Origin of the sequence: Iodobacter ciconiae (assembly GCF_003952345.1) — a bacterium.
Lineage (GTDB): Bacteria > Pseudomonadota > Gammaproteobacteria > Burkholderiales > Chitinibacteraceae > Iodobacter > Iodobacter ciconiae.
In genome coordinates this window covers 553938-568140 of the sequence record NZ_CP034433.1, presented here as the reverse complement: position 1 = coordinate 568140, position 14203 = coordinate 553938, and the positions used below count along the sequence as shown (strand labels likewise).

Sequence of the window (14203 nt, the reverse complement as noted above, 5' to 3'; positions counted from 1 at the left end):
GCCGGCCTTTCCCTTAAGCCAGCAGGCCAGCAATCCACCACGTCATCAGGCCAATTGCACCGATAATCATGGCAAAAGCGTAGTGGTAGATATAACCCGTTTGCAATTTACGAGACAACGCTGCAAACACGCCCACCAGCTTGGCCGTGCCATTAACAAGCAAGCCATCGATGATGAAGGTATCCCCTACTTTCCAGAACAAAGTACCCAGTACACGGCCACCTGCAGCAAAACCATTGATATACAGATGATCCATGTAGTACTTCTCGTCCAGCAGCTTTTTAATGCCGACCGATGTAAAGAAACTCTCCAGTGCTGCGGGGATGCTTGGCTTCACCAGATAGAAGTACCAGGACACCACCACACCTGCCAGTGCAAGCATGAAGGGCAATGTAGTCAAGGAATGAATCCCCATGCTGATTGCACCGTGAAATTCCTCTTTCATCACTTCCATAGCAGGGTGAGCTTCATGATTTACAAAAATCACACCCTTGAAGAAGTCCCCGTAAAGCATAGGATCAATCGCAAAGTAACCAATCACCAGCGATGGAATAGCCAGCATCACCAGTGGCAAAGTCACAACCCAAGGTGTTTCATGCGGCTTTTGCCCCGGAACCAGGCCGTGATGGTGCTCATCAGCATGTGCATGAGCTGCATCGTGACCGTGGTGATCATGCGCCTTACCAAAACGCTCTTCACCGTGGAACACCAGAAAGTACATGCGGAAAGAGTAGAAAGCCGTTACAAACACACCTGCCACAACCGCAAAGTAAGCAAAACCAGCGCCTGGCAAGTTTGAAGCATGCACCGCTTCGATAATCGAATCTTTAGAATAGAAACCAGACAAGAACGGTGTACCGATCAGGGCCAGAGAACCAATCAAAGAGGTAATCCAGGTAATTGGCATGTATTTCTTCAAGCCGCCCATATTGCGAATGTCCTGATCATGGTGCATACCAATAATCACCGAACCCGCAGCAAGGAATAACAAAGCCTTGAAGAAAGCGTGTGTCATTAAGTGGAATACCGCTACCGAATAAGCCGATGCACCTAACGCAACCGTCATATAACCCAGTTGCGACAAGGTGGAATAAGCCACAACGCGCTTGATATCGTTCTGGATAATCCCGAGAAAACCCATAAACAGCGCTGTGATTGCACCAATCACCATCACAAAATTCAGCGCAGTATCTGATAACTCAAACAATGGCGACATACGTGCCACCATAAAGATACCTGCCGTCACCATTGTTGCCGCGTGAATCAGCGCAGAAATCGGCGTTGGGCCTTCCATCGAATCAGGCAACCAGACATGCAGCGGAAACTGAGCCGATTTACCCATCGCGCCGATAAACAGCAAGATGCAAGTGACTGTCATCAAAGACCAAGTCACATTCGGGAATAAGCTAATCGTTGCATCTTTCAGCGCCGGCGCTTTAGCAAATACATCCGCGTAATCGAGCGAGCCAAAGTAGGCCAGTACCAGACCAATCCCCAAGAGGAAACCGAAGTCACCCACACGGTTGATCAAAAAAGCCTTCATATTGGCAAACGTTGCCGTTGGCTTTTTGAACCAGAAACCGATCAAGAGGTAAGAAACCAAACCTACCGCTTCCCAGCCGAAGAAAAGCTGAACAAAGTTATTCGCCATCACCAGCATCAGCATCGAGAAGGTAAACAGCGAGATATAGCTGAAAAAACGCTGATAACCCGGGTCTTCCGACATATAACCGATGGTATAGATATGCACCATCAGCGATACAAAAGTCACCACGCACATCATCATTGCGGTGAGCTTATCAACTAGAAAACCAACATTGAAATCAACACCATTAACAGTCAGCCAGGTATAAACCGTACCGTTAAAGTTATCGCCACCTGACACCAGATGGTTTAAAACATAAGCCGACATCAGAAACGAAGCAGCAACACCACCAATAGTTACGATATGCGATGCACGCCGCCCGATTGCCCAGCCAAACAAGCCTGCAACCAGCGCGCCAAACAGGGGCGCCAGCGGGATTAAGAGATAAATCGTTTTCATATCCATATATAACCCTGTCCCCTTAACCCTTCAGGCTGTCGAGATCTTCGACGTTGATTGAGCGCAGATTGCGAAATAGCACAATCAGGATCGCCAGCCCAATTGCAGCTTCAGCCGCGGCCACCGTCAAGATAAAGAACACGAAAATCTGCCCTGCTGAATCGCCGAGGAACTGCGAAAAAGCAATGAAATTCATATTCACCGCAAGCAACATCAACTCGATCGCCATAAGCAGCACGATTAAGTTTTTACGGTTCATAAAGATACCGAAAATACTGATGGCAAATAAACAAGCCGCCAGCACAAGATAATGCGTCAACTCAAGCATGAAATATCTTCCCTCAGGCTGCTGGTTTATCGTCGCTGGCAGGCACATCTGCAAGCTCTTTAACGGTGGCTGCCATCTTCACGATGCGCAGGCGATCACTAGCTTTAACACGAACTTGTTCAGCCGGATTAATGTATTTACTGCTCTTACGTTTACGTAACGTCAGCGCGATGGCGGCAATCATCCCCACCAACAAAATTACCGACGCCAGCTGAAATGGCAGGAAGTACTGGGTATAAATCAGGCGGCCTAGCTCATGCACATTGCTATAACCCAAAGGACGCTCAACCAGCATTGCGCCTTCCAACTGACTTGCTCCGTGAGTAATGACCAGTACCATTTCCACCAGCATCGTGCCAGCAACCACACCGGCAATCGGAGCAAACTTCCAGAAGCCTTTACGCAGCTCCTCGAAATTAATATCGAGCATCATCACCACAAACAGGAACAGCACCATGACTGCCCCCACATAAATCAGTACAAGGGAAACAGCCAAAAACTCTGCCTTCATTAACATCCACAGCATGGCTGCGGTAAAGAAAGACAAAATCAGCAGTAATGCGGCTTGTACCGGATTTTTGGTACTGACTACACCAAGTGCAGAAGCCAGCAGCACCAGGGCAAGGAAACTAAATAGTGCAATTGTCATTGGACACCTATCAATATTTGACCTTTAACAGTCGATAAAAAGCGTAGCGAGAAATCCAGGAGCAAGACAAAAAAGGGCAAAAAACCGGGGTTTACTTTAGTAAACGATGATTTTGAGTCATTTTTTAAAGCAGCCATTGAAGTTCGCAGTAGTTTTGTATCGGGCTGTTAACGGTATTTGGCATCTTGTGCTTTCCGTTCAGCAATTTCGCTCTCGTACTTATCACCCACCGCTAACAGCATTGGCTTGGTGTAGTAGAGATCGCCCCGTTTTTCGCCGTGATATTCAAGAATATGCGTTTCCACGATGGCATCCACCGGGCAAGCTTCCTCACAAAAACCGCAGAAAATACATTTGGTCAGATCAATGTCATAACGTGTGGTACGTCGAGTACCGTCATCCCGCTGATCCGACTCGATCACAATCGCCTGAGCCGGGCAAACTGCTTCGCAAAGCTTACAGGCGATGCAACGCTCCTCGCCATTTGCATAACGACGTTGTGCGTGCAGACCACGAAAACGCGGGCTGTACGGAGTTTTCTCTTCAGGGAACTGCACTGTGATCTTGGTCTGGAACATATGGCGGCCGGTAAGCATCAGGCCTTTTACCAGTTCCACGAGCAAGAACGTTTTAAAGAAATAAGCAATCTTTTCCATAGCGGATCCTGTTTATTTCCAGAGTGACAGCGGCGTTTGCATCCAGGCGCCCACTACCACAATCCAAATCAAGGTGACCGGGATGAAAATTTTCCAACCCAAACGCATAAGCTGATCGTAACGATAGCGAGGAAAAGTAGCGCGGAACCACAAGAAGCAGAACAGCATAAAGGCTACTTTTAGCACCCACCACAGTACCGATGGCGCGCCCAGAATACCCCAGCTTACAGGGAACGGGCTTAACCAGCCGCCAAGGAACATGATCGATGTCATTGCTGAAATCAGAATCATATTGGCGTATTCAGCCAGAAAGAACAGCGCAAAGCTCATGCCCGAATACTCAACCATGTGACCCGCAACAATTTCTGACTCACCTTCGGTGACGTCAAATGGCGCGCGGTTGGTTTCAGCCACACCAGAAATAAAGTACACAATAAACAGCGGCATCAACGGAATCAGATTCCATGACAAAATCGACCCCCCGGCCATGCCCTGACCTTGCTGATTCACAATTTCAGTCATATTTAAGCTGCCCGAAACCATCATCACGCCAACCAGCGCAAAACCCATTGCCAGCTCGTAAGAAATCACCTGAGCTGCAGCGCGCATCGCACCAAGAAAAGCGTATTTGGAGTTAGATGCCCAGCCCGCCAGAATCACGCCATAAACGCCCATCGAAGTAATGGCCATCACGTAGAGCAAACCAACGTTCACATCTGATAACACATAGCCAGGATAAAACGGCACCACGGCCCAGGCTGCCAGAGCGGGCACCAGAACCATAATCGGCGCCAAAAAGAACAGGCCTGTGCTGGCAGCAGATGGAGAAATAATTTCTTTCAGCAGCAGCTTTACACCGTCGGCAATCGGTTGCAGCAAACCAAACGGCCCCACCCGGTTCGGGCCGATACGAATCTGCATATAGCCAATTACTTTGCGCTCAGCCAGTGTCAGGTAAGCCACCCCACCCATCAAAGGCGCAACGATGCAAACAATCTTGATTAAGGTCCAGAGGACAAACGCGATCTCTGCGCCAAACCACCCTTGTAACATTTCCATATTGGGCGCCCTTTAAGCTTTAGAAACCGAGAGACTATCAAACATGCCAGCGAGCTGACGCGTCGCAGCATGGGCAGCAGTCACACGAATCACGTTATCTGCAAGACCCGCATCCAGCTCAGCGAAGAGCGATACGGCTTGACCACCCTGCTCTACCCGCGCCAGATCATTCACCGCCAGACCTAAAGCCGCCAGAGTGGCAGCATTGGCTTTCAATGCCGGAGCAGCCTGAGTCGCTTGCAGGCTAGACGCACGACGAACCAAGGCGTCCGCCTGATACATCGCCACTTCGCCTAATCGAGACAAACCGGACACAGCCTGAGCTTTAACTGCTACAGCAGCCACCATTGAATTATTCAAGCGGGCAGCAGTATCTCCAGGCAAGGCTTCATCACGGATCTGTTCTGACGATTCGTAATCAAAGCCATTAAAGCCAAGCACATTGCCTAAAACGCGGAATACTTTCCAGGCCGGACGCGTTTCACCAAGCGGACGAACCACGCCGTTAAAGCTCTGTGGTTTGCCTTCCATATTGACGAAGGTGCCGGAGGTTTCTGAGAACGGAGAAACGGGCAGGATTACATCAGCAAAATCCAGTGCACAGCTATTAAATGCCGACATAACAACAACCATTTCAGCCGCTTTTACTGCGACCAGTGCCTGTGCGCCGTTATGTGTATCAAACTCGGCTTCAGCATTTAAAAGCACATAGGCTTTTTTAGGCACAGCGAAAACATTGCCACCTACTGTTGCACCGATCAGCTGAGCGCCCACAGTATTGGCCGCTTCGCTCATTACACCCAGTGTTGCGCCGGTCAACTCGGCCAATGCCGCAGCCGCAGAGTGCAACTCAGCAGCACGAGGGTTATGCATTGCAATATTGCCTAGCAATACAGCAGATTTACCAGTCAGCGTTGCAGCAATCGCACGAGCAGAATCAGTGGCTTCAACACCGGCTAAATCGATGTTTGCAGGAGCCGTCTTGCTGGTGTCGACTTCAACAACAGCTTTAATCACCGCCAATACGCCTTCCACCAGCTGATCAGGGCGAACAACAGATTGTGCAGCGACTTTAGTCAGCAAATCATCGCTATGCACATTCACTAAAGAAAGCTTCAAGCCTTTCTTAACCGATTGACGCAAGCGTTGTGCCAGCAAAGGCTGCTCTTGGCGTAAAGATGAACCAATCACCAGCACCGCTTCAGAAGCAGCCAAATCAGCAATAGACTGACCTAACCAAGTTGCACCCGTCGTATTCAGGCTGAAGTCTGCATTGCGTAAGCGAGTTTCGACGTTTTCTACGCCTAAACCTGCCATTAGTTTACGCAGCATAAACAGCTCTTCAACTGTACTGTTTGGTGTAGCCACAGCAGCAACAGATGCAGCACCGTGGTCTGATACCACTTGCTTCAGGCCATTGGCCACGTATTCAAGCGCTGTTTGCCAATCGGTAACCTGCCAAACACCGCCTTGCTTAATCATCGGCTTTTGCAGACGATCCGCGCCGTTTAAAGCTTCATAAGAGAAGCGATCACGATCGGCCAGCCAGCATTCATTAATAGCTTCGTTTTCCAGCGGCAATACACGCATTACCTTGTTGTTCTTCACTTGCACCACAAGATTAGAGCCAAGGCCATCATGCGGGCTGACAGACTTACGACGGGATAACTCCCATGTGCGGGCCGAGTAGCGGAAAGGCTTACTGGTCAATGCGCCAACCGGGCAAAGATCGATCACATTGCCGGAAATTTCCGATTTAACCGTCTTGCCAATAAAGGACATGACCTCGGTAAATTCGCCGCGGCCTGCCATACCCAATTCCTGGAAGCCAGCGATTTCTTCGGTAAAGCGAACGCAGCGGCTGCAATGGATACAGCGGGTCATATCAGTAGAAATCAGCGGGCCAAGGTCTTTATTGACAACAACGCGTTTTTCTTCTGTATAACGGGAGCCGGACTGACCGTAGCCTACTGCCAGATCCTGCAGCTGGCATTCGCCACCCTGATCGCAAATCGGACAATCGAGCGGGTGATTTATCAGTAAGAATTCCATCACCCCCTGCTGCGCCTTCACGGCCTGATCAGAATGAGTCCACACTTTCATCCCGTCAGTAACGGGAGTTGCACAGGCAGGTAAAGGCTTAGGTGCTTTCTCAACCTGAACAAGACACATACGGCAGTTTGCGGCTATAGACAGCTTTTTGTGATAGCAAAAATGCGGAATATGTACGCCAACCGAATTGGCTGCGTCCATTACCGTGCTACCACCTGGCACTGTCAGTTTCTTACCGTCGATTTCAATTTCCAGCATGCTCTACTCAATGGCTATTGAATCAAACCCAAGCCTGCAATGCAGTCTTGTGTTCGATAAGGTATTCGAATTCGCTACGGAAGTGTTTTAGCATTCCGCGCACCGGGAAAACAGCTGCGTCGCCGAGAGCACAAATGGTTCGCCCTGCGATGTTATTACCGACACTGTCCAGTAGCTCCAAGTCTTCCGGAACGCCGTGGCCCTGTGCGATACGATGAACAATGCGATACAACCAACCGGTCCCTTCACGGCACGGCGTACATTGGCCACACGATTCTTCGAAGTAGAAATAGGACAAACGCTCAAGCGCCTGCACCATATTAACGGTTTCATCCATCACGATCACCGCCCCCGAACCCAGCATCGAGCCCGCTTTAGCGATCGAATCGTAGTCCATAGTGCATTGCATCATGATGTCAGCAGGCAAGACCGGCGAAGAGGATCCCCCCGGAATAACCGCTTTGAGTTTTTTGCCATCACGCATACCGCCGCATAATTCCAGCAGCTCGGAAAACGGCATGCCCAGCGGCACTTCGTAGTTTCCAGGGCGATTCACATGGCCAGAAACCGAAAATAACTTCGTACCACCGTTATTAGGTTTACCCAGCTCAAGGAATTTCTGCCCGCCTTCGCGGATAATGTAGGGTACGGAGGCAAACGTCTCCGTATTATTAATCGTGGTTGGCTTGCCGTAGAGGCCATAGCTCGCTGGGAAAGGCGGCTTAAAGCGAGGTTGGCCTTTTTTGCCTTCCAAGGATTCAAGCAGTGCTGTTTCTTCACCGCAAATATAAGCGCCATAGCCATGATGGGCATGCAGCTCGAAGCTAAACTCTGATCCCAGAATTTTATCGCCTAAAAAGCCTGCCTTGCGTGCTTCTTCGAGCGCTTCTTCAAAGCGCTGATAAGCTTCAAACACCTCACCATGGATATAGTTGTAACCCACGGTAATGCCCATGGCGTAAGCACCGATAATCATGCCTTCAATCAGCGCATGCGGATTAGACACAATAATGTCCAAATCCTTAAAGGTGCCTGGCTCGCCCTCATCGGTATTGCATACCAGATATTTTTGCCCAGGAAAGCTGCGTGGCATAAATGACCACTTCAAGCCGGTGGGAAAGCCCGCACCGCCACGGCCACGCAGGCCGGAAGTTTTCATTTGCGCAATGATTTCGTCCTGAGTGATATTTTCGCTCAGAATTTTTTTCAGCGCTGCATAGCCGCCACGCTTAACGTATTGATCAATACGCCAGCAATTTGGATCTTCAAAGTTGACATCATCAAAAATGACACCAGTTGCATAGACGGTCATTATTCAAGCTCCGCCAGTTTCTTATCAATCGCCTCAGGCGTCATATGACTACACATGGCGTGGTTATTCACCAGCATCACCGGTGCATAACCACAGGCGCCCATGCACTCCCCTTCCTTAAGCGTAAATTTGCCGTCAGGCGTGGTTTCATTAAAACCAATACCAAGCTTTTGCTTGATGTAATGTGCTGCAGTATAACCGCCAGAAAGTGCGCAAGGCAGATTAGTACACACGGTGATCTTGTGCTTACCAACCGGCTTTAAATCATACATATTGTAGAAAGTAGCTACTTCGTAAGCCATCATCGGCGCAATGCCAAGATAGTTAGCTACAAACTCGATCATGTCATTGCTAAGATAACGATGCTCAGTCTGCGCAATACGCAGTGCGCCCATCACGGCAGAGCGCTTTTGCTCTGCAGGATATTTCGCTACTTCACGATCAATCAATGCTAGGGATTGAGTAGTTAACATCAGCGATCAATCTCCCCAAATACGACGTCCTGTGTACCGATAATTGCGACCACATCGGACAACATATGACCACGCGCCATTTCATCCAAAGAGGCCAGGTGAGCAAAACCCGGTGCGCGAATTTTCATGCGGTAAGGCTTATTTGCGCCATCGGACACCATATAGATACCAAACTCGCCCTTAGGATGCTCAACAGCAGCATAAGCTTCGCCTTCTGGAACATGCATGCCTTCGGTAAAGAGTTTGAAGTGATGAATCAGCTCTTCCATATTGGCTTTCATGCCACCACGTGAAGGAGATGCCACTTTATGGTTATCCACAATCACCGGGCCAGGATTCGCTTTCAGCCACGCAACGCACTGTTTGATAATACGATTGGACTGACGCATTTCTTCCATACGAACCAGGTAGCGATCATAACAATCCCCATTTTTACCGACCGGAATGTCAAAATCCAGGGCACCGTAAACTTCATACGGCTGTTTCTTACGTAGATCCCACTCTACACCAGATCCACGCAGCATGGGGCCAGTCAGCCCCAAGGCCAGAGCACGTTCAGGTGTAATGATGCCAATACCCACAGTGCGCTGTTTCCAGATACGATTATCTGTCAGCAGAGTTTCGTATTCATCCACATAGGTCGGGAAACGGTTAGTGAAGTCTTCGATAAAATCGAGTAAAGAGCCTTCACGGTTACCATTTAATTTTTTAATCGCGGCAGCATTACGTACCTTAGAAGCCTGGTACTGCGGCATTTGATCAGGCAGATCACGGTAAACACCACCCGGGCGATAATAAGCCGCATGCATACGTGCACCTGACACTGCTTCGTAGCAGTCCATCAGATCTTCACGTTCACGGAAAGCGTACAGGAAAATAGTCATTGCACCGCAATCAATGCCGTGCGCACCAATCCACATCAGGTGATTCAGCACACGGGTGATTTCATCAAACATCACACGGATATACTGGGCACGAAGCGGCACTTCAATGCCGATCATTTTTTCAATCGCCATGCAATAGGCATGCTCATTACACATCATCGACACGTAATCGAGCCGATCCATATAAGGCAGGGATTGGATATAAGTTTTTGATTCCGCTAATTTTTCGGTACCACGGTGCAAAAGCCCGATATGCGGGTCTGCCCGTTCGACCACTTCGCCATCGAGCTCAAGAACAAGGCGAAGAACGCCGTGAGCCGCCGGATGCTGTGGTCCAAAATTAAGCGTGTAGTTACGGATTTCAGCAGCCACCGTAGTTCTCCTCGCGGATGATACGCGGCGTTGTTTCTCGCGGATCGATAGTGACAGGCTGATAGATAACGCGGCCCTGTTCGGGGTCGTAACGCATTTCTACGTAGCCAGAAAGCGGAAAATCTTTGCGGAAAGGATGACCGACAAAACCGTAATCGGTCAGGATACGACGCAAATCAGGATGCCCCTGAAACATAATCCCGAATAAATCGAATGCTTCACGCTCAAACCAGTTTAGGCCCGGCCAAACTGATACAACGGACGGCACGACAGGGAAATCATCATCAGTACAGAACACCCGCACACGCAAGCGCACATTGTGTTTATAAGACAAGAGATGATACACCGCCGCAAAACGATGTCCTTCCCATACAGCATCTTTATAAGTGCTGTAATCAACACCACAGACATCCAGACAGGATTCAAAGTGCAATGCGGCATGATCACGCAAAGCCAAAGCCACTTCGGACCACACTGCTGCGGGTACTTCGATAGTGACTTCATCCAGAGCACAGGTCAGTTTGGCGATGTTTGCACCACCGGCCTCACCCAGAACCGCCTTCAGACTGTCCATCAGGACGCTAAGTTTACGATCCACTGTTTACCCTCTCACTCGCCAATACACCTGAACGCGCAATCGTGTTAGTACGCTTGATCTTATTCTGTAGCTGAATAATGCCGTAAAGCAAAGCTTCAGCAGTCGGTGGACAGCCCGGCACATAGATATCAACCGGCACAATACGATCACAACCACGGACAACAGAATAAGAGTAATGGTAGTAACCACCACCATTGGCACAGGATCCCATCGAGATTACCCAACGAGGCTCCGGCATCTGGTCATAAACCTTACGCAATGCTGGCGCCATCTTATTGCAAAGGGTACCCGCAACAATCATCAGATCAGATTGGCGCGGACTTGGGCGAAAAACGATACCGAAACGATCCAGATCATACCGCGCCGCACCTGCATGCATCATTTCTACTGCACAACAAGCCAGACCAAACGTCATTGGCCACAAAGAACCCGTGCGTGTCCAATTGATCACAGTATCAAGCGATGTCGTTACAAATCCTTTTTCCGAGGACCCAGCGCCTTCTAAGGATTGAGCATTCATGTCATTACTCCCATTCCAGAGCACCCTTCTTCCATTCAAAGACAAAGCCCACCACCAATACCGTGAGGAAAATCATCATGGTCAGAAAGCCAGTCATTCCGAGCTCTTTGAGCACAACGGCCCATGGCACAAGGAAGGCCACTTCGAGATCGAACAAAATAAACAGGATTGCGACAAGGTAGTAGCGCACATCAAACTGCATGCGCGCATCTTCGAAAGCTTCGAAACCACACTCGTAAGGCGAGCGTTTTTCAGGATCAGGCCGGTTAGTCCCGAGAATCTTGCCCACCCCCCAGCCAAGAACCAGCGGAGCGACGCCCACCAAGAGTCCTACAGCCAGAAACATCAGGATGGGGAAATAGTTAGCGAGCATGGCACTCCCCAGATTTGAAAGTTAAGGATATTTTTATATATTGTATTCGCCCACATTGCGCGGGCGTTTTGTAGCTGGTACCGACAGAGAGACTCGAACTCTCACAACCGAAGTCACTACCCCCTCAAGATAGCGTGTCTACCAATTTCACCATGTCGGCGTTAAAACTAAACAGCTGATATCCCGAAGTATTAAGGCTTACTCAGGAATTTTACTCGGTTGAGCAGGTTGCTGAACAGCAGGTTTTTGCGTGCCCATCACACCCAGGTCTGACTTTTTAGCAGGGCTTACCAGTAAAACGAGTGCAAGGCAGCTTGCAAAAAACAACGTTGCCGTTACTGCTGTAGTGCGGCTTAAAAAATTAGCCGAGCCTGACGAGCCAAACAGACTGCCTGCTGAGCCACTGCCAAAAGCTGCGCCCATATCGGCACCTTTACCATGCTGCATCAACACTAAAACGATGGTAGCAATTGCTGAAACCACGTTCAAAATGAGCACGAGTGATTGAATAAGTTCCATTTAATTCTCATTTCATATGCGGCGCGCATTCTAGCCGTTTTTACTTACTTTGACTAGCGCGCTGCCATGCAGATTTCTAAAAACTCGGACGCTGATAAAGCAGCTCCGCCAACAAGTACACCATCTACCCCATCCACTGCCAATACCTCTTCCGCATTACTGCCTTTTACACTACCGCCGTACAACACACGGGTGCGAGGTTCTAAAGTTTCCTTGATAAATGCGTGCATTTCAGCGATTTGCTCGGATGTGGCAATCACGCCAGTACCTACTGCCCATGACGGCTCGTAAGCAACAGCGTAAAGCCCGATCGGCAAACCGCGTAATACGGCTAATTCTGCAGCAATAATTTCTTTGTGCCGGCCACTGGCACGCTCTTCAGCATCTTCACCAACACAATAGACTGGAAAAAGGCCTGCATCCAGGCAAGCACGCAACTTACGCGCCGCATTTTCACTGCTTTCGCTAAAATAACGACGGCGCTCGGAATGCCCGACAATCACCAGCTCGCAACCAATATCAGCCAGCATAGAAGCAGAAACTGCTCCCGTATAAGCACCAACATGATACTCGCTGACATCCTGAGCTCCAACCTGAACCTGACTATCTTTCAACAGGCTCTTAGCCAGCATAACATAAGGGTAAGGAAGACATACCGCAACATTAGGGCCCAGCTTGGAGCGAGCCAGTTCGGGCAATACCGAACGGACCTTACCGATGCTGCCATGCATCTTCCAGTTACCAATTACAAGCTGTCTTGTCATACGACGAGAAGCACCTGTTCCAAAAGTCCCAGATTGTATTCCCACGCCTACCCCCAGTCAAACCGAGCCCTGTCGGTTTATTGATTTTTAAGACAAACCCACCCACTCTGGGGGACTTGTAATATTTTGGCAACAATCAGCAGCTAGCATAGGCGCTATTCCTTTCGCCCAAACCTTTTAGCCCTTTGGAGTTTCTAAGTAATGCTACTTGCACGCAAACTGATTGTTACCATCGGCCTTACTGCCGGCCTGTTCACACATGCTATCGCAGCAGACATTACAGGTGCAGGTGCGACCTTCCCGTATCCTCTCTACGCAAAATGGGCGGAAATGTATAAAGCAAAAACGGGAATCGGACTCAATTATCAGTCAATTGGCTCAGGAGGCGGGATCAAACAAATTCAAGCCAAGACAGTTGATTTTGGTGCTTCAGACATGCCATTAAAACCAGAAGAATTGAACAAGCAAGGCTTGATGCAATTCCCTACCGTTATCGGTGGTGTTGTTCCTGTCGTGAACTTGGTAGGCGTAAAACCAGGTCAGTTGAAGCTGAATCCACAGGTTCTAAGCGATATTTTCCTAGGCAAAATCAAGAAGTGGAATGATCCGGCTATTGTCGCACTTAATTCCGGCCTCGCTCTGCCAGAGCAAAACATCACCGTTGTTCGCCGCTCTGATGGCTCGGGCACCACATTTGTTTTTGCCGACTACCTGTCAAAAGTATCTACAGAATGGAAAGAAAAAGTAGGCGCCAATACCTCGGTTCAATGGCCAGTTGGTGTGGGTGGCAAGGGGAACGAAGGCGTTTCCAACTACGTACAACGCATCAAAGGTGCAATTGGCTATGTTGAGTTCGCTTACGCAAAACAGAGCAAACTGGCTCACACCTCACTGCAAAACCGTGATGGCGCTTTTGTGGAGCCGTCCGAAGAAAGCTTTATTGCCGCAGCAGCAGGAGCAGACTGGAAAAACGCACCTGGCATGTATCTGTTGACGACCAACTCGGCAGGTAAAACATCTTGGCCAATTGCCAACCCGACCTTTATCCTGATGCACAAAAAGCAAGATAAACCGGCACAGGCTCTTGAAGTATTAAAATTCTTTGACTGGGCTTACGGCAGCGATGCTGACAAAGTAGCGCTTAATCTGGATTACATCCCGATGCCGGACAACGTTGTGAACATGATCAAGGCCAGCTGGAAAGCCCAGATAACAGATGGTGCCAACTCTGTCTGGAAATAAACCCGCCACGATGGTGGCAATGATGTTGTTACGTGTCATCTAAACACAACAGGAGCCATGGTGCTCCTGTTGTGTTGTTGTAAAGCCTCGGTGGAATGGA

Annotated in this window: 15 protein-coding genes and 1 tRNA gene; 1 reads left to right on the top strand and 15 read right to left on the bottom strand. The window is 49.3% G+C overall.

All coding sequences use genetic code 11. The annotated features are described in order from the left end of the window. Positions 1-13: 13 nt before the first annotated feature. From nuoL to tpiA, 15 genes are all read right to left on the bottom strand, one after another. Positions 14-2050 (bottom strand): NADH-quinone oxidoreductase subunit L, encoded by a 2037-nt coding sequence (gene nuoL / locus EJO50_RS02475; RefSeq protein WP_125971420.1) that lies wholly within the window; start codon positions 2048-2050, stop codon positions 14-16. Positions 2051-2066: 16 nt separating this feature from the next. Beyond that, complete coding sequence (nuoK, locus tag EJO50_RS02470; protein WP_099398500.1) at positions 2067-2372, bottom strand: NADH-quinone oxidoreductase subunit NuoK; 306 nt, start codon at positions 2370-2372, stop codon at positions 2067-2069. Between the two features lie 13 nt (positions 2373-2385). After that, positions 2386-3021 (bottom strand): NADH-quinone oxidoreductase subunit J, encoded by a 636-nt coding sequence (locus EJO50_RS02465; RefSeq protein ID WP_125971419.1) that lies wholly within the window; start codon positions 3019-3021, stop codon positions 2386-2388. Positions 3022-3188: 167 nt separating this feature from the next. Continuing rightward, positions 3189-3677 (bottom strand): NADH-quinone oxidoreductase subunit NuoI, encoded by a 489-nt coding sequence (gene nuoI / locus EJO50_RS02460; RefSeq protein WP_125971418.1) that lies wholly within the window; start codon positions 3675-3677, stop codon positions 3189-3191. 12 nt (positions 3678-3689) lie between these two features. Further along, positions 3690-4736, bottom strand: coding sequence for an NADH-quinone oxidoreductase subunit NuoH (gene nuoH / locus EJO50_RS02455; RefSeq protein WP_125971417.1), 1047 nt, complete (start codon positions 4734-4736; stop codon positions 3690-3692). Between the two features lie 12 nt (positions 4737-4748). After that, on the bottom strand, positions 4749-7046 hold the full coding sequence (nuoG, locus tag EJO50_RS02450) for an NADH-quinone oxidoreductase subunit NuoG (RefSeq protein WP_125971416.1): 2298 nt from the start codon (positions 7044-7046) through the stop codon (positions 4749-4751). A gap of 22 nt (positions 7047-7068) precedes the next feature. Then, entirely contained in the window at positions 7069-8358 is a 1290-nt protein-coding gene (gene nuoF / locus EJO50_RS02445) for an NADH-quinone oxidoreductase subunit NuoF (RefSeq protein ID WP_125971415.1), read from the bottom strand. Next, on the bottom strand, positions 8358-8831 hold the full coding sequence (gene nuoE / locus EJO50_RS02440) for an NADH-quinone oxidoreductase subunit NuoE (protein ID WP_125971414.1): 474 nt from the start codon (positions 8829-8831) through the stop codon (positions 8358-8360). Before nuoE ends, nuoF begins: the two co-directional genes overlap by 1 nt. After that, positions 8831-10087 (bottom strand): NADH-quinone oxidoreductase subunit D, encoded by a 1257-nt coding sequence (locus EJO50_RS02435; protein ID WP_125971413.1) that lies wholly within the window; start codon positions 10085-10087, stop codon positions 8831-8833. The genes nuoE and EJO50_RS02435 overlap by 1 nt, the downstream gene beginning before the upstream one ends. Then, entirely contained in the window at positions 10077-10661 is a 585-nt protein-coding gene (locus tag EJO50_RS02430) for an NADH-quinone oxidoreductase subunit C (protein WP_125976234.1), read from the bottom strand. Before EJO50_RS02430 ends, EJO50_RS02435 begins: the two co-directional genes overlap by 11 nt. A 13-nt stretch (positions 10662-10674) precedes the next feature. Next, positions 10675-11205, bottom strand: a complete 531-nt coding sequence (locus tag EJO50_RS02425; RefSeq protein WP_125971412.1) for a NuoB/complex I 20 kDa subunit family protein — start codon at positions 11203-11205, stop codon at positions 10675-10677. A gap of 4 nt (positions 11206-11209) precedes the next feature. After that, entirely contained in the window at positions 11210-11578 is a 369-nt protein-coding gene (locus tag EJO50_RS02420) for an NADH-quinone oxidoreductase subunit A (RefSeq protein WP_125971411.1), read from the bottom strand. A gap of 75 nt (positions 11579-11653) precedes the next feature. After that, positions 11654-11738: transfer RNA gene (locus EJO50_RS02415), tRNA-Leu, on the bottom strand. 38 nt (positions 11739-11776) lie between these two features. After that, the gene (gene secG, locus EJO50_RS02410) at positions 11777-12097 is read right to left on the bottom strand and encodes a preprotein translocase subunit SecG (RefSeq protein ID WP_125971410.1); all 321 of its coding nucleotides are present in this window, start codon (positions 12095-12097) and stop codon (positions 11777-11779) included. Positions 12098-12150: 53 nt separating this feature from the next. Continuing rightward, positions 12151-12861 carry a triose-phosphate isomerase gene (tpiA, locus tag EJO50_RS02405; RefSeq protein ID WP_125971409.1) on the bottom strand — a complete coding sequence of 237 codons (711 nt, stop codon included), beginning with the start codon at positions 12859-12861 and terminating at the stop codon, positions 12151-12153. Positions 12862-13062: 201 nt separating this feature from the next. Between tpiA and pstS the strand changes: the two genes are divergently transcribed. Next, positions 13063-14103: a phosphate ABC transporter substrate-binding protein PstS gene (gene pstS / locus EJO50_RS02400; RefSeq protein ID WP_125971408.1), complete on the top strand. Its 1041-nt coding sequence runs from the start codon at positions 13063-13065 to the stop codon at positions 14101-14103. The last annotated feature ends 100 nt before the right edge of the window (positions 14104-14203 follow it).

Bases quoted from the DNA above. Each gene is read 5' to 3' on its own strand.
- nuoL (WP_125971420.1), bottom strand. From the start codon at position 2,050: ATGGATATGAAAACGATTTATCTCTTAATCCCGCTGGCGCCCCTGTTT.
- nuoK (WP_099398500.1), bottom strand. From the start codon at position 2,372: ATGCTTGAGTTGACGCATTATCTTGTGCTGGCGGCTTGTTTATTTGCC.
- EJO50_RS02465 (WP_125971419.1), bottom strand. From the start codon at position 3,021: ATGACAATTGCACTATTTAGTTTCCTTGCCCTGGTGCTGCTGGCTTCT.
- nuoI (WP_125971418.1), bottom strand. From the start codon at position 3,677: ATGGAAAAGATTGCTTATTTCTTTAAAACGTTCTTGCTCGTGGAACTG.
- nuoH (WP_125971417.1), bottom strand. From the start codon at position 4,736: ATGGAAATGTTACAAGGGTGGTTTGGCGCAGAGATCGCGTTTGTCCTC.
- nuoG (WP_125971416.1), bottom strand. From the start codon at position 7,046: ATGCTGGAAATTGAAATCGACGGTAAGAAACTGACAGTGCCAGGTGGT.
- nuoF (WP_125971415.1), bottom strand. From the start codon at position 8,358: ATGACCGTCTATGCAACTGGTGTCATTTTTGATGATGTCAACTTTGAA.
- nuoE (WP_125971414.1), bottom strand. From the start codon at position 8,831: ATGTTAACTACTCAATCCCTAGCATTGATTGATCGTGAAGTAGCGAAA.
- EJO50_RS02430 (WP_125976234.1), bottom strand. From the start codon at position 10,661: ATGGACAGTCTGAAGGCGGTTCTGGGTGAGGCCGGTGGTGCAAACATC.
- EJO50_RS02425 (WP_125971412.1), bottom strand. From the start codon at position 11,205: ATGAATGCTCAATCCTTAGAAGGCGCTGGGTCCTCGGAAAAAGGATTT.
- EJO50_RS02420 (WP_125971411.1), bottom strand. From the start codon at position 11,578: ATGCTCGCTAACTATTTCCCCATCCTGATGTTTCTGGCTGTAGGACTC.
- secG (WP_125971410.1), bottom strand. From the start codon at position 12,097: ATGGAACTTATTCAATCACTCGTGCTCATTTTGAACGTGGTTTCAGCA.
- tpiA (WP_125971409.1), bottom strand. From the start codon at position 12,861: ATGACAAGACAGCTTGTAATTGGTAACTGGAAGATGCATGGCAGCATC.
- pstS (WP_125971408.1), top strand. From the start codon at position 13,063: ATGCTACTTGCACGCAAACTGATTGTTACCATCGGCCTTACTGCCGGC.